General features: G+C 28.2%; 13 protein-coding genes. 1 reads left to right on the plus strand and 12 read right to left on the minus strand.

Annotation, left to right across the window (positions count from 1 at the left end):
* Nucleotides 1-7: 7 nt before the first annotated feature.
* Together ACXYRP_RS02970 and upp are read right to left on the minus strand one after the other, a co-directional pair.
* Complete coding sequence (locus tag ACXYRP_RS02970; RefSeq protein WP_458615185.1) at nucleotides 8-2,323, minus strand: class I tRNA ligase family protein; 2,316 nt, start codon at nucleotides 2,321-2,323, stop codon at nucleotides 8-10.
* A gap of 7 nt (nucleotides 2,324-2,330) precedes the next feature.
* Nucleotides 2,331-2,957, minus strand: a complete 627-nt coding sequence (gene upp / locus ACXYRP_RS02975; protein ID WP_458615186.1) for a uracil phosphoribosyltransferase — start codon at nucleotides 2,955-2,957, stop codon at nucleotides 2,331-2,333.
* Nucleotides 2,958-3,160: 203 nt separating this feature from the next.
* Between upp and ACXYRP_RS02980 the strand changes: the two genes are divergently transcribed.
* Nucleotides 3,161-8,929 (plus strand): coiled-coil domain-containing protein, encoded by a 5,769-nt coding sequence (locus tag ACXYRP_RS02980; protein WP_458615187.1) that lies wholly within the window; start codon nucleotides 3,161-3,163, stop codon nucleotides 8,927-8,929.
* A gap of 26 nt (nucleotides 8,930-8,955) precedes the next feature.
* Here ACXYRP_RS02980 and ACXYRP_RS02985 read toward each other — a convergent pair whose 3' ends face one another.
* The 10 genes from ACXYRP_RS02985 to ACXYRP_RS03030 all read right to left on the minus strand — a co-directional run bounded on the left by ACXYRP_RS02985 (nucleotide 8,956) and on the right by ACXYRP_RS03030 (nucleotide 16,870).
* Nucleotides 8,956-9,336, minus strand: coding sequence for a PTS-dependent dihydroxyacetone kinase phosphotransferase subunit DhaM (locus tag ACXYRP_RS02985; RefSeq protein ID WP_458615188.1), 381 nt, complete (start codon nucleotides 9,334-9,336; stop codon nucleotides 8,956-8,958).
* Complete coding sequence (gene dhaL, locus ACXYRP_RS02990) at nucleotides 9,336-9,947, minus strand: dihydroxyacetone kinase subunit DhaL (protein ID WP_458615189.1); 612 nt, start codon at nucleotides 9,945-9,947, stop codon at nucleotides 9,336-9,338. The genes ACXYRP_RS02985 and dhaL overlap by 1 nt, the downstream gene beginning before the upstream one ends.
* Nucleotides 9,938-10,921, minus strand: coding sequence for a dihydroxyacetone kinase subunit DhaK (gene dhaK, locus ACXYRP_RS02995; protein ID WP_458615190.1), 984 nt, complete (start codon nucleotides 10,919-10,921; stop codon nucleotides 9,938-9,940). The genes dhaL and dhaK overlap by 10 nt, the downstream gene beginning before the upstream one ends.
* 9 nt (nucleotides 10,922-10,930) lie before the next feature.
* Nucleotides 10,931-11,689 carry an MIP/aquaporin family protein gene (locus tag ACXYRP_RS03000; protein WP_458615191.1) on the minus strand — a complete coding sequence of 253 codons (759 nt, stop codon included), beginning with the start codon at nucleotides 11,687-11,689 and terminating at the stop codon, nucleotides 10,931-10,933.
* 7 nt (nucleotides 11,690-11,696) lie between these two features.
* Entirely contained in the window at nucleotides 11,697-11,993 is a 297-nt protein-coding gene (locus tag ACXYRP_RS03005) for an FGGY-family carbohydrate kinase (protein ID WP_458615192.1), read from the minus strand.
* A complete protein-coding gene (glpK, locus tag ACXYRP_RS03010) occupies nucleotides 11,984-13,213 on the minus strand; it encodes a glycerol kinase GlpK (protein WP_458615193.1) in 1,230 nt (409 codons plus the stop codon). Before glpK ends, ACXYRP_RS03005 begins: the two co-directional genes overlap by 10 nt.
* A 10-nt stretch (nucleotides 13,214-13,223) precedes the next feature.
* Nucleotides 13,224-13,952, minus strand: coding sequence for a glycerophosphodiester phosphodiesterase family protein (locus ACXYRP_RS03015; protein WP_458597791.1), 729 nt, complete (start codon nucleotides 13,950-13,952; stop codon nucleotides 13,224-13,226).
* Entirely contained in the window at nucleotides 13,945-15,336 is a 1,392-nt protein-coding gene (locus ACXYRP_RS03020) for an MFS transporter (RefSeq protein WP_458615194.1), read from the minus strand. The genes ACXYRP_RS03015 and ACXYRP_RS03020 overlap by 8 nt, the downstream gene beginning before the upstream one ends.
* A 9-nt stretch (nucleotides 15,337-15,345) precedes the next feature.
* Nucleotides 15,346-16,494 carry a type 2 glycerol-3-phosphate oxidase gene (gene glpO / locus ACXYRP_RS03025; protein ID WP_458615195.1) on the minus strand — a complete coding sequence of 383 codons (1,149 nt, stop codon included), beginning with the start codon at nucleotides 16,492-16,494 and terminating at the stop codon, nucleotides 15,346-15,348.
* Between the two features lie 154 nt (nucleotides 16,495-16,648).
* Nucleotides 16,649-16,870, minus strand: a complete 222-nt coding sequence (locus ACXYRP_RS03030) for an RNA-binding S4 domain-containing protein (RefSeq protein WP_458597783.1) — start codon at nucleotides 16,868-16,870, stop codon at nucleotides 16,649-16,651.

Raw genomic sequence — 16,870 nt, forward strand, 5'->3', positions numbered from 1 at the left:
ATTCTCCTTATTTTATGACAAAATTAATTAATTTCTTAGGTATAAATATTTTTTTAATAATTTGTTTTCCTTCTAATCATTTTGTAACTTCTTTTTGTGCTTTTTCTAAAACTTCTGATTCGCTTGAATTTATATCAACCAATATTTCTCCACGGACTTTACCATTTACGGTTATACCATAACTTAATTCGTTCACAATTAATGCTGATTCATCTATACTAAAATCTTTTAAGTTTTTTAAATTAAAATATTTTTCTGAATATTCTCAAGCAAGGTGTGGGGCAAAAGGTTCTAAAATATTCAAAACGACATAATACATCTCTTTTAATAAAGCAACATCTTTAATCGTATCGTACTCATTAAATGTTTCCATTACTCATGCAATAACAGTATTAAATGCATATTCATTTTCTCTTTTGTTAAAGACATCTAAATATTTTTGCATTCCTTGATAAAGTTTTCTTCTTGCATTCTTTTCTTGTGAAGATAACTTTTCTATATTTATTTCATCTAAGGTTGTATTTTCAGACAATTCATTAATTCTATCACTTAGTCGATTCAAAAACTTAAAACATCCATTTAGTCCTGCATCATTTCAATCTAATTCTTTTGCTGGTGGAGCAGCAAAAAAAACAAACAATCTGGTTGCATCTGCACCATATTTTTCTATCATTTCTTTTGGTTCAACTACATTACCTTTTGATTTCGACATTTTTGCACCATCTTTTAACACCATTCCTTGTGTTAAAAGATTTAAAAAAGGTTCGCGATAATTTATTAAACCAAGGTCAGCAAGTGCTTTAGAAAAAAATCTAGCATATAAAAGGTGTAAAATTGCATGTTCTATACCACCAATATATTCATCTACTTGATTTCAGTAATTTATATTTTCTTTGATAAACAAGTTATTATCCCTGAAAATTTGTGGTGTTGTATATCTCATTCAATATCAACTTGATTCAAAAAATGTATCAAGTGTATCTGTTTCTCGTTTTGCGTCCATACCACAACGATAGCATTTGGTCTTTAGTCATTCATTGTTTGTTAAAATAGGATTTCCTTTTCCGATGAATTCAACTTTTTCAGGTAATAATATAGGTAAATCCGATTCGGGAACTGGTATAGTTCCACACACTTGACAATGAATTAAAGGAATTGGTGTTCCTCAATATCTTTGCCTCGAAATTCCTCAATCTCTAAGATTATATTGAACTACCTTTTTTAGTTCTTTTTCTAAAACAACATAATTTTTAATTTTGTTTTTTACACTTATGCTATTTGCATTCATAAATGATAAATGACTTTCATTCTTACTTGAAGCAAATTGTGCTTCTTTTGCAGAAAAACTTGCGAAATCTGTTATATAAACATCTAAAAAATCATGAGTAACTGGATTAATAACTTGAAATGGTGTTTTTATTGACAATTTCTTACCAAAAATTTTGTTAATCACACAATTATTTATTTCATCAAGTATTTTTTGTTTTTTTTCGTTCAAAAATCCCTGATTTTTTAGTTTTTTCACAAGTGGGTGTTTAAAATTTATAGCCAAAAAGTCTGCATTTACAATATTTTGATAATCTTTTTCAAAAACAACTATTTCAAAATCTTTATTTGCAGATTCTAAGATAATTTTATATACTTCTTCTCTACCAATTCAATTTTTTTGCATTGTCAAAACTTGTTGGGGTCAATGATTTTCTAATATTTTCAAATCATTTAAAAGTTCATCAGCATACTCAGTTATTTTTAAATAATATGTATCCATTTCTTTTTGCACAACATTTTCATTGCAACGTCAACATTTATTATCAACTACTTGTTCATTTGCTAAAACTGTATTATCATTTTCGCATCAATTAAGCAAACTCTTCTTTTTATAAATCAAACCTTTATTTCAAAGTTGAATAAATAAAAATTGTTCCCATTTTGTATATGTTGCATCTGCTGTAATACATTCTTGATCTCAGGCAAAAGATAAACCAAGTCTTTTTAACTCAGCATCCATATTTTTAATATTTTCATAAGTTCATTTTTTAGGATGAATATTATTTTTTATTGCAGCATTTTCAGCAGGTAAACCAAACGCATCTCACCCAAATGGATGAAATACATTGAACCCTTGACGACGATAAAAACGTGCCATCGCGTCACTTATAGCATAATTTTTAACATGTCCCATATGGATTTTCCCACTAGGATACGGAAACATACTAACTATGTATTTCTTTTGTAATGTAAAATTATTTGAAGGTTCAAAATTTTTAGAATCAAGTCAATATTTTTGTCATTTTTTTTCTATTTCTTCAAATTTATAAGACATTCTGCTCCTATTTTGTTCCAAAAATTCTATCCCCTGCATCACCTAAACCAGGTTCGATATAACCTTTATTATTCAACCTAGCATCAAGTGCAGATAAATATATATGAAAGTCTTCTCCAAAATGACTTAAAACATTATTAACACCCTCTTTAACTCCAACTAGGCACACTAACTGTACATTTGTATAACCCTCTTGATAAATCCGTCTAATCGCATCTACTGCTGAATTTCCTGTAGCAAGCATCGGATCAACTACTATAATTAAACTATCTTTTGGAACATTAGGCATCTTAAAAAAGTATTCGTTTGGTTGTAAGGTTTCTTCATCTCGATACATTCCAATGTGTCCTACTCTTGCTTGTGGAATTAAATCAAGTAAACCTTCTGTCATACCTAATCCAGCACGTAAAATGGGTACCAAAACTATTTCATTTGAAAATGTATCACCAACAAAGTCCTGTCCTAAAGCAGTTGTAATTTGTTTAGGTTTTGTTTTATAATTTCGCATAATTTCATAAACCATTAGCGAACCTATTTCATTTAAATTACTTCTAAATTCTTTGTGTGATGTATTTTTATCACGTAATTTAGTAAGTTTTATTTTAATAAGTGGGTGTTCTAAAATTTTAAGCATCATTTCTCCTAATTTCACATTATATAAATATTTTTATATTATATACTTTTTTATATTTTTCTAATTATTTATAAATGCAGTTGCATTTTTATTATTTATTTTTATCGAAAGAGAACCAAAAAAAGGACTAAATGCGAACTTTATAAGAAATTTCATTATATTTTTAAATAATCTAAAATATAAATATATAAATATAGGTAATTATGAAAAAGAAAACAAAAATAATTATAACTGCTGCTACATTAGCATCTTCTGCTGTTTTAGCAACAGCAGTAGGTTTAGGAGTGGGTTTAACTCATAATAATTTAACATTAGAATCACAAAAGAAATATCAAAATCAGTCTGTTATTAAAATAGAACAAACTATTGAATGAAAAGGTTTACCAACACAAACAAACGCTTATAAACCTGATTTAAAAAAGATTATAAAGAGTGTAAAAGAAAAAGATTTTGATAAGTTTTTAACATCTTTTAAAAGTTATTTAACTGACTGAAAAAATACTTTTTTAAAGGTTTCACAGTTAAAAACATATTTATCAGATGCAAATAGTTCCAAATATTTTACGTTAATCAATTCAAATATAAATGTAGATGAATCAATTAACCAGTTGCTTAATCAATTGAAAAGTGTGAATTCAAAAAACATAGATGAATATAAGGACAAAATTATTAATGAAGATGCTCAAATTAGTTCTACCATTGATAATTATGTAAAATTTAAAGCAAAATATGACACTTTTTTACAAGAAATAAGTAAATTTTCTTCATATTATGATTTATCAAATGATAAATTTTTGCAAATTTTACTAAAACAAGATGGAATTAACGGTTTTAATTCTTTTTTGACTATTTTACAGTCAAATAAATTTGTTTTTGATGAAATTTCCAATATCAAAAATTCTCATCAAAATGTTTCGGAACTCAAGCAATATTTTGAACAATTTAACACATTAAATATATCAACAAAAAAGTTTGATGATATTAACAAATTGACTATACAATACCAAAGTATTTTAGAGCAAATAAATGCTGAAATTGATAGTTTAAAAAACAAAAATAAATCAAATACTCAACTAAACAATCTTAAAAATCAAGCAAAAAATCAAATAACTTCATTCAATCTTTTAACAAACGATACTAAATCACAATTTATTAATGCTATTGATAATGTATTAATTTCCAATGAAATTAATACACTTTTAAGTAGAGCAAATAAATTAAACAAAGAAAAAGAAAAATTAAATATACTTTTAGATAAATATAATCAATTAAAAACAGATAATGATATTAACTATATAAACAGCGATAATAAAACTAAATTAGATGAACAAATTTCAAAAAATTCATTTGATGATGCTTCTAATTCAAAATTATTAAAAAACATTGAAAATATAGCCACAGATAACAATTATCTAGAAAAACTAAATACATATATAAGTTTAATTTCTTCTTTTTTAAACAATATAAACGGTAATCAAGTTTACCAAAATGCTTTATCTGGGTTTAACAAAATCAAAAATAATAATAATTTTTCAAATGATTTAAAAAAGCAACTTGATGAATATATATCAACACAAAAAATAGCTGCTGATATTAATCAAAAGACCAATCAATTAAGTTCGTTTATAGATATTTTTAACAAGTTGAACATAACTTATAGCACTCAATCACAGTTAGATAAATCCAATATCAGTCAAGATGATTTAAATCAATTAAATTCACTTTCTGCTGCTGTTTTAAGGTTTTTTACTTCTGATTTAAAACTTAAAACATTCAATCTAAATCATATCTTGAATCTAAGGGAAACACTCATTAATAACTTAGCTCTATGAAAGCAAAAACTCGATTCATTATTAGATAAAAAAGATAATCAAAATAACAATGATTATCAGAAACAAGCACAAAAGCAACTTAATGTAAAACTTGATGATCGACTCTCAAAATATGATTTAAATCATTATTTAACTTCACTTTCCTTTAATCTTAATAATGCAAAATTATGGTTGCAAGAACCAAAAAGTAATCAATTTAATTATAAATTAACTGATATAAATTTAAAAGATGATAATAAAAATACACTGATTTTAACTTATCATACATCTGCTAAAAATAATGACTGAAATGGTAATATAACAAGCGAATTAAGAATTAATAATTCTGAAAAAGATGTAAATAACATTATTAATGAGTCGTCGATTAAAAATCTCGATGAAATCTATAATATTAATTATTTTAATTTAGGTCTTTATAAAAAAAGTGCTATTATATTACAAATTCTTAAAGATAACTTATCTATCAAACAAACATATATTAACAACTACTTTAAATTTAAAATCAAAGAAAATTCAACTACTTTCTTTGATTTAAATAATAAATTAAATTTGAATATAGAACTACTATTTAATAATCATATAATTAAAACATTAAATGTATCAAGTTTAAACTCAATAGATTTTTTACCTGAAGATAATCAAACTTTTGATGCTTCTATTTTCTTAAATAATGCTTTCAAACAAAGCGATTATTATAAACCTGTAAATCTTTATGTTAACCCTATTTATTTAGGTAACACAAAATATTACAACGAAACAGGAAGCAATGGACAATACAAAGAATACCACAATGCTTTTACAAAAGCAGGTTTATTTAGATGATGATTTTGAAAACATAACATTGAACCTTTTTATGAAAAAATAAAGAGTCAATTTAATAATAAAGATTTTTTTGTTGAACCAACAACAAAAAACAACGAGAAAAATTTTCCTTTACTTGATGATGCAGCAGATCATTCAAATAAACTTTCAGCAAAGCAAATAAAAAACATTGTTTTAATGTGGTTTAAAGAAAACAATCCTTGAGTTAATTATAATATATCTTCTGATACTACTGTTGATTTAAAAACCACCAATAATCATCTTTTTGAAATCGATCCAGGAGATCCAACTAAATCATCTGCTATATTTAATTTCATTGTTACAAAAGGACAATTAAAAAAAGAAATCTCGCTTCGTTTTACAACACAAAATTTTGATAGAATTAATAATTTAACACAAAAACAGCAAAAAGCACTTGATAAGATTTTTGAAATTTTTAAGGATAAATCTGGTTCAAAACTCTTTAACCTTATAAAAATCAAAAACCTAAATAACACACATAATAATTATTCAATTATCCAAAGGAACCCTGAAGATACATTTAATGATGTCTATATACTTCCTAAAATAGGTGAATATCAGATATATGCTAAATCATCCACTATCGAATCGGCAGGTAAGCATTTTACCAATAATGCTTTAATTACTTTTTCAATTAAAGATGGAAATGGTAATGAAATCAAATTAAATCAAAGTGATTATGATAATTTAACGCTAGATATCAAATATTGAAAACCTATTCAATATCGCGATATTAAACCTAAAAATAATAACAAATTTACTGATGATGACTTTAAACCAACACCTTCACGAAGAGAAAATAACGAAATTGATCAAAAAGATAAAGATACCATTAATAAAATTAATAGTAAAAACTTTGAATATCGCAAAGTCCTTGCTGAATTTACAGGACACAGCGAAGTTAAATACAGTGTTTTAGATCCAACTGATATAGTGAGACAAAATGCACAGATAATGCTTAATTACTTACTTACTTTTAAAAACACTACGGCTGTATCTGTTGAAAAAAACGAAGAATTTAAAGATGAAAGTGATAATTTCAAAAAAGAAAATGTCAACAAAAACGAATACAATCACGATGATATATCTTTATCAACAGATGTTTCAAATAATTTAAATTTGAATGAAATAAATAAAAAATATTTTATTTATTTCTACGATGTTCAAAATCCTGAATACGGAAAGATGATATTTAAATTAGGATTTATAGATAAAACAAACACAAACAAAAGATATCATATTAATCACTCTATCACATTGGTTAATTTAAAAAACGATTATAAAGATAAATTATATCCTGAAGTTATATTAAATAATATTAAAAAATCCGATTTAACTTTATCAAGCAACTTTGTTGCTAAAAATCTTTCTGCAAGCAATTTTAATCAATTTATTACCATAAATCCAAGAGCGCTAACATACAATGATTATACGGTTGCAAAAGATTATATTAAACTTGATAAACTTGTTCATGCGGGCGATAATATCTATATAACCTTAAAATACGAGAAACCAGGAAGAACTATTTTCGGTAGAACATGATATTTATTAGGAAACTCTAATAATGAAGTTAAAGTTGATTTAGATATTTCAAAAGAAAAACCTTTAACAACTGTATACAAGAAAAATTCAATTTTTAGAAGTAGGGAAATTGAATTATATTATAAAGATGCATTATGAACTTTTGACAAGGAAAATAATGCTGCTCATTGAACTTTAAAATCTAAATATCTTGCTAAAACTTTTGAATCCAATAATTCAAACCATCGAAAAATATATTTACATCTTTTTGGAAATGTTTTAGTTCAAAACGCAAAAAGAAAATCAAGAATTTCTGATAGAGATCACTTAAATAAAGGTGGATATGATTTTGAAATAGATTACGATAAATTAAAAACTCAAAAAACTATCACTATAAATTCACATACATCGAATGTTTTTTATGAAAAAGTTTCAAAAGAACTTCCTCATATACCTTTTTCATTGACTGCTACATTAAATGACTCAGGTGATATTAATTTTGTTTTCAAGTTAACTGATGCAAAGTACAAATTAGTTGTAGGTAACTTATTAAGATACTTATACGGAATCGGTGATGCAAAATTTTATAACAGTGATAAATTTGATGAATTTGATCCAAACAAGGCATTTCTGCTTGCATCAAATGCTGCTGCAATACATATTGAATATGAAAACAATGTTGAAGAAAATTTTGGTGTAAAAACAAATATTTTTGATTATACAAAATTAGATTACAACCAAGAAAACGAACCGATAACATTCATAAGTGATCCGAAAGCATACGATTTAAGTTGATATAATCCAAACCAAAATGTTGATTTTAAACTACATGATGGGTATTTGCAAGATAACGAATTCTTACATCGTAGTTGAAAAGAAAATGATGTAAATATAGATTTAGTTAATAATGCAAAATCTAGAACGTTTGGTTATTCTCGCGGAACTGCTACAATGCTAGCAAAAGTAAATGATGATCCAAACAGTGGTTTATTTTACATTATTACTAACAACCATGTTGAAGGTGGTAATAAATTCGATATAGATTCGCTGCAAGGAAACAATTTACCTAATCGTTTTGAAGCAGGTAGATATATGAATATCGCTTTAGATAACTATTCAAACAATGTTGATGCTGGTCAAAACGATGTTTATACACCAAAAAACATTAAAGCTGCTATAGTTTGAACAGGCTTAAAACAACTTGATTTAAATGGACAAAATCCTGCATTTGCTGATATGACAGTTGCTATCGTTGATATTAAACCTGTAATCGAACAAGCCTATAACAGTGGACTATATGTTCGAGCAGCTTGGTTTGAAAACTGATATAAATTACCTCCATTAAAACTTAATACCAACGGACAAAATTTAGAATTCTTCACCTCCGTCCGTGCTCAGTTTGTTATGAATGGTTATCCATATGCAAAAGAAAATGGATATTTATTAAATCGTGCTATCTTTAGTGATCAAAATGTCGGATTTAACCGACAAGATGGATATACACCTGCATATTTTAATGCCGGTAATTCTGGTACAGGTGTTATGGGTGCTGATAATAATTATATTTCTACTATAAATTCTGGTGCTCCTTTAAGATTTTTACAAAGTTGAACATATAGCAAAAACTTTTATAATTATTTTGGGATCAACTGAGATGGACAAAATCCATTAATATTAAACAACACTAGATCTCTTGCTTCATATATGATGAAAATAAATGCAATAAATCCAAATATGTACCCACTTCCTTGGTTTTTTAAACCATTTGATAATTAATAAAACCAAGTTTTATAAACTTGGTTTTATTTTTGTAAAGGTTCTAAACTTGCTTGATAAACAGATTCAAAGTCTGCACTTGCATTGGCTAAAACATATGCAGCAAATGTGTTTTCAACAATTGCTCCCTTACTGATAAATACTTTTTTATCCTCTATCATAGGTATCATTGATTCAGCTGATAATACAGCAGAACCTAAATCAGGGAAGATAAATATTTCACTTATATCAGGATTAGATTTGATTACTTCTAAAATTTTAAAAGGATCTGTACCTAATTCTTCATTTATCCCACCTATTGCTTCTATTTTAACATTTTCATTTTTTATAGGTAACATTTTTAACAAGTATTCTTTAATAGTCTGTGCGAGTTTTAAATAATGACTAACAATAATAAACAATTTCATTAAAGCACCTTAATTAGGTTTTTAAGTATTAAATAACTTGAATAAGATCCTGGATCAACAGTTCCAATCGATCTTTCTTTTAAATATGATGCTCTTCCTTTGTTTGCTTGCATTTGTTTAGTTTTATCTGAAAGCGATTTGACAAACTCTGTTAAGTTATCTTTTTCTTCTTGCTGCAAGTTATTTTTATTTTCTAAATAACTTGCAAGTGGTTTTCAGACATCATACATTGTTTTTTCATTTAGCGAAGCTCTACCAAGTTTTTCAAGTGAAGCTGCAAAAGTTTCAATTAAGGTTTTAAATTCAACAAAGTCAAACTTCTCACTTCCTTTAAGTGCATTACCACTTTGCAAAAATGCCATACCATACAAAGGTCCAGAAGCACCTCCAACAACTGACATCAAAGTTCTACCAACTTGATTTAAATAACCACTTAAATCAAGGTTATTAGGTCTAATTTCAGCAACTTTAACAAAACCCCGCACCATATTAAATCCATGATCACCATCACCTATCGCTTGATCTAGCGAAGATAAATAATCTTGATTATCTTGCAAATCTATATTTATCTGATGCATTGCATCAACTAAGTTCTGATATTTTACTTCCAATTTCTTACCTCGGTTGGTGCATCAAGCATTTCTTTTAGTTCAGAATCTAATTTAAGTAGTGAAATAGAAAATCCTTGCATCTCTAAGGAAGTCATAAAATTACCTAAATGACTGCTATAAATATTTATATTCTTTGTTTGTAGATAATTATGAATATCATTAGCAGCAATATATAATTCCATTTCTGGTGTTCCACCAAGTCCATTTACCATTAAAGCTACATCAGAATTGCTATAATCTAAATCATTTAATATTAAATCTAACATTTCTTTAACTATTTCTTTTGATGATTTAATTCTTTCTCTTTTTACTCCAGGTTCTCCATGAATCCCTAATCCAAATTCTATTTCCTCTTCTTTTAAAGAAAACGATTCTTTACCTGTGGTGGGGATAAAAATTGAATTTAGTGAAATTCCAAATGATCTTACATTTTTAACTACTTTTTCTGCGATTCTTTTTACTTCTGATAAATTTAATCCTTTTTCAGCTGCCGCACCTGCTATTTTATGTACAAAAACTGTTCCAGCAATTCCACGACGACCAATTGTCCAAGTTGAATTTTCAACAGCAACATCATCGTTAACTAAAACACTTTCAATGTTTTTTCAATTTGCTTGTGCAAGTTGTTGAGCTATTTCAAAGTTTAATTTATCACCTGTATAGTTTTTGATAATCAGTAATGTTCCTGCTTGTGAGTCTATTTGGTTGATTGCTGCTTCAACTTGATCAGGTGTAGGTGATGTAAATACTTCACCAGCAACCGCTGCTGCAAGCATTCCATGTCCTACATATCCGGCATGTGCTGGTTCGTGTCCTGAACCACCACCAGAAATTAAAGCAACTTTGTTTTTATCAAAGTTTGGATTATAAATAACATTAAATCCAGTAACTCTTTTAACATTTTTGTTAACTTTTACAAAACCCTCTAACATTTCATCAACTATGTTTTGTGGGTTATTTAATATTTTCTTCATAATAACTTTCTAATGAATTAACGCAAACAGTCCAATTATTGCTCCTGCTAATGATGGTGCTATCACAGGTAATCATGAATATTTTCAGTTTGCTCCTATATGTTCACTTTTACGTTTTTTAAGCATTATCGATTCTAAGAATCAATAAATTATTCTTGGTCCAAAATCACGTGCCGGATTAATAGCATATCCTGTTGAAGCACCGATAGAAGCACCGATACCTACAACTAATCAAGTTACAGGTAAAGGACCTAAACTAGCAACATCTTTTGCTGCTGCACCACGATTAAATGCTAAAATAACTCCAACCAACATTAATGTTCCTACTAATTCATAAGAAAAGTTAAAAATTAATGCTTTGTCTTTTTTGTTATCATATGCTGGTCCGGTGCAATGTGAACTTCGTATAGCAGATAATTCTGTTTCTTGAATGTGTTTTCAATTTATAAAATCTAAAACTATTTGCCCTACCATCGCACCTAATAATTGAAACGGTATATATATCAATAAGGTTGCATCCTTATTGCTTATCGCACCATAAATACTTACAGCAGGATTTAAATGTCCGAAACCACCAAGAGATCTTGAGACTAAAACACCCGCCATAACTGCTATACCTCAACCAAAAATGATTACTGTTCATTTTCCTGGTTGATTTGCAAACATTTTTCTACCAGACACAGAGTAATTAACACCATTACCTAAAATAATAAGCACCATTGTACCTAAAAATTCTGATAATACCGTTAATCAAAAATGATAATCCATATTTCTCCTATTCTATATCTTTAGTTCAATTTAATGTCTTTTTAACCGCTGTTTGTCAACCTTTAAGCAAGTGATTAATCTTTTCTTGACTAAATGATGGTGTAAATACACGGTCAATTTGATTTATTTGTTTAATTTCTTCTAAATCTTTCCAGTAACCTACCGCTAAACCAGCTAAATATGAAGCACCTAAGGCAGTTGTTTCAATATTTTTAGGTCTTTCAACTTTTAAATTTGAAATTGAAGCTTGAAACTGCATCAAGTAGTTAGAATTAGATGCACCTCCATCAACTTTTAAAGCCACAATGGTTTACCTAAATCTTTTTGCATCGCCGAAATCAAATCATTTGATTGATAAGCAATAGAATCTAAGGTTGCCTTAATAATATGTTCACGTTTGCTTCCACGTTCTAAACCAAAAATTGCTCCACGAGAATATGAATCTCAATATGGTGCTCCTAAACCAGTAAATGATGGAACCACATAAACTCTTTGATCATCGTTTACTAATGAAGCAAAAAAGTCTGATTCTGCTGCGTTATATAACAATCCAACCGAATCACGAAGTCATTGAATCGCTGCACCGGCAACAAAAACCGAACCTTCAAGGGCATAAACAACTTTTTGATCACCTAGTTTTCAAGCAATAGTAGTAAGAAGTTTGTTTTTTGAATCAACTGCCTCATTACCGGTATTTACAAGTGTAAAACATCCTGTACCATAAGTATTTTTAACCATACCAACTTCAGTACATAATTGTCCAAATAATGCTGATTGTTGATCTCCAGCAACACCTGTAATAGGAACTTGTCCTAACGCTTTATTTGATCAATGGTATGGACTTACCACTCCAAAGTGTCCTGATGATGATTTCACTTTAGGAAGAATTGATTTTGGTATTTCTAATAAATCTAAAATTTCTTGATCTCAATCAAGTGTATGAATATTAAATAACAATGTTCTAGAAGCGTTAGATACATCAGTTGCATGTACTTTTCCGTTTGTTAATTTTCATATTAGTCATGTATCAATTGTTCCTGCAAGCAATTTTCCTTGTGCAAGTTTTTCTTGAGCTTCTTTAATATTTTTTAAGATTCAACGAATTTTTGTTCCTGAAAAATATGGATTAATAATTAATCCTGTTTTAGAACGAAACATTTCTTCTTTACCATCTTTTATTAAGGTGTCACAAAATTCAGCTGTTCTACGATCTTGTCAAACAATCGCGTTATATACAGGTAATCCTGTTTCTTTATCTCATAAAACCACTGTTTCACGTTGGTTTGTAATTCCTAATGCTGCAATATCATGAGATTTAATTTTTGCTGCATGTTTAGCACTTTGCATAGTTGAAAGTTGTGTATTTCATATTTCAAGTGGATCGTGTTCTACTCAACCTGATTTAGGAAAATATTGAGTAAATTCACTTTGAGCACTTGCTTTTATATTCCCATCATGGTCGACTACTAATGTGCGACATGATGTGGTACCCGAATCAAGTGTAATAATATATTTATCTGTCATATAACCTCTATTATTTCTTTTCGAATTTATAGTTACTTATTTGAACATAAACCAATGAATCATTAGCATATTCATCAAATTTCTTCTTGTCTTTTAATGTTCATAACATCAAAGGTAAGTTGATTTTTTTATATTTTTCTTTATCTTTATCATATAAAACCCATCAAGGATTTAAGAATTCGCAAATTTCTTTAATCTCTGTAACAGAAATAGAATTAAATTGTGTTTGTGTTCAAAAAAGAAATCCTAAACGGTATTTTGAAGAAATTTTGTGCATATTTCTTAAGGTTTGGAAATTAAATGATGAAAATACTATTTTTTCAAAGTATTTATCACCATATTTTTCGGATAATTTATGTAATTTTTCTTCAATCCCTTTATACTCTTTTTGATCGGTTTTAATTTCCACATTAATTACTTTAAATTTGTCTATATATGCATCTAAAAATTCTTCTAAGGTTAAAATTGTTTGTGGTTGAGTTTTAAATTTAAAGAATTTTGAATGATCATCTTTACGAAGATCTGCTAATGTTGTAAATTCAATTTCTTTCGATGTCAATGATGTTCGATTTGTTGTTTCATCATGGATGATAACAAGTTCTTTATCTTTTGTTAAATGAACATCAAGTTCAACTCCATCAAAATTAAATTGATATGCCATTTCAAATGACAACTTTGTGTTTTCAGGTGCAATACCCGAATAACCTCTGTGTCCTAAAATTAATTGTTTACTAAGCATTTTCTAATGTTCTCCATCTATAATTTGTTTTTCCGAGTTTCTTTAGTTCTTTACTGTTAGCGATATGAACTATAACACCTGCAATTAGTCCGATAATCGCTATTGCAAGTGTAATCACAAGAATAATTTGATATCCTGTTTGAGATGTATTTGTCGAATTATTTTCTGTATATCTTTTACCCACTGCAGCTGTTACATTATATAATCAAGCATCTGTTGAAAATCCAATGAATGATAAAATCCCAATCGATGAAGCATAAGAATTCTTTTCAATATGTATTTCACCAACTTGTGTATATCTTAATGTAACCATAGCTCAAGATAAAATTCCTGCTAATAAGTATAAAATACTACTTATCACTATCACAGCAACAGAGGCTGATTTAGGTGCAAATCCCAGTAGAATAATAATTCCTAAAACAATAATACCTATTCCTGTTGTAATTAATAAGAATAATATATAACTTCTGAATTTGTCTGCTCAACGACCTATAAATGTTGATACAATCGTTCTAAGTCCATATGTTCTTAATCCACCCAAAACAGTTACAAGTATTACGGGTGCTGAATATGAATTTTGAATCAATTGTAACAAATAGTAAGCAAAGACACTTTGGAAAGTATACATACCCATTACAAATAATGATAAAGCTCATAATTTTCAGTTTTTTAAGGCTTTATAAACCTCTAAAATGTTCTTTTTAACCTTTGCTCAAGAAAGTTTATCATTATTCTTTTGCATTGGTTTTTCAGGAACTAAAACTAATACAAGCACTGATGTAACCACTAAAAATGATGCTATTAAGAATGCATAAGTTGAAAATGGTATATGTGAACTAACATCCTTTGGTGCTCAGTATGTAGTAATCATAATTCCAATAAAGAACACAAATAATAATCCGATTAAACCGTTTGCTGTTCCTTGTATCCCGTATGCTAAACCTTGATTTTCCTTAGTTGTTTGTTGGGAAACAAGTTTTCATAAGGGTGTTCAGAATACTAATGTTGATGAAACACCTCATAATCCAAATATAATTGAATATTGAATAAACACACTTTCTTTTGAATATGTACTTGAGTTTCAAATCACCCCACCAAACCAAAAAGTTATTATTCCTGTTGAAAATACTGCTATAAACAACAATCATCTTGAACTAAATTTGTTGGCAAGGACCCCCCCCGGTAATTGAGTAACTAAGGTAACTCATCCTATTATCGATGTAAGGGAAGCAACTTGATCTTCACGTATATTCAAATATGTGTGTAAATTAGGTATTATATTTTTAATATAATATGGAGCTGCAATTACAAACACATCACAAGCTGCTAAAATAACTAAAGCAATGATTTGTTTGTATGTAAGTCCTTTAAATTTACTAATCATATCTTCCTTTTAAAATCTAACTTTGTATTTAGGATTGAAATGTTCTTTTTTTTCTAATTCCAATCCTGCTTTTTCTACTAATTTTGCTATTTCTTGTGCAATAGCTGGAGCAGAAGCAATAGCTGGTGATTGCATTCCTGCTGCATTTATAAATCTTGCATTTTTCTTTGCTGGTCTTATAACAAAATCATTTGTTTCTATGTCAATTGGACGCGATCCGGCAAGTGTCATAATAGTACGATCTAAACGAAGTGAAGGAATAATTTGTGTTCCTATTTGACCGATATAATCAAATTTTTCTTTTGTCACAACCCGAGTTTGATCTTTTGGAACACCCTCTTCTGCTGTAGGTCCAACCATTACATGCCCATCTAGCATAGGTGCAACGATAACGCCTTTTCCGTGAATTGTAGGAACTTTAAAGCATATAGAATTAACCACACCACCTTCAGAACGTGCAAGAATTCTATACTCACCACGTCTGGTTGTTTGTTTAAAATCACCATAACCTGCTTTTTCGGCTAAAATGTCTGCATAGTGTCCAGCAGCATTAATTACAACAGAAGCAGTTATTACTTCTTTTTTATTTATATGAATTTTAAAATCTGTTTCATCAAACTCGATGTCCTTAACTGCTGCATTATTTCTTAATTCAACACCGTTGTTTTCTGCTGCACCTAAAAACGCATATGTTGCTCGAACAGGATCTATTGCTCATGAACTTGTACATAAAAGAGCTCCACGAACTTCTGGGTTTACATTAGGTTCTTTTTTAAGAACTTCTTCTTTTGTAAGAACTTTCAGGAATTCTGCTGGAACTTTATTTATAATTCCACGTTCATAAAGCATATGTACATGTTCCATTTCTTCTTCATTAAAGGCTAAAATTAACGAATCAACTTGTGCTCTAGGAAAATCTAAATATTTAAATATTTTTTCTCTTCATAATTGATTACCTAAAACATTTAATTTTGCTTCTACTTTACCTGGTTCTGGATCAAAACCTCCGTGGATTGCTCCTGAATTACCTCTAGATGTTTCATCAGCAAAAACTGGATTTTTTTCTAAAAGCAAAATTTTTAATTTATATTGTGATAGTTCATATGCTATCGAAGCACCGATAATACCACCACCAATAATAACAACGTCATATTTCATAATATCCTCCTATAATATTAATTATAGAAAAATTATTTATTATCTTTATTAATTAATAATAAAAACTGAATTATTTTGTTTTTAAAAGAAATTATTTCCGTATTTTTGCCATAAATATGAATTTTTAAATAAAATCTAAGAATTATCTTAGATTTTATATTTCTGAATCAATACTTGTTATTTTGTATACATCATTATTTACTCAAACAATATCATTTATATATATTTTTGAACTTCTTCCTTCTGGGGTTTTTCCGTTTATTTTTATGTTATTTTCTTGTAAATATAATTTTGCTTGTCCACCCGAGTCTATTTCTTCTATTTTTTTTAGAAATTGTCCCAGTTTGATAAACTCACCTTTTATTTTTATATTCAT

The sequence above is a fragment of the Mycoplasma sp. 5912 genome (assembly GCF_054353835.1).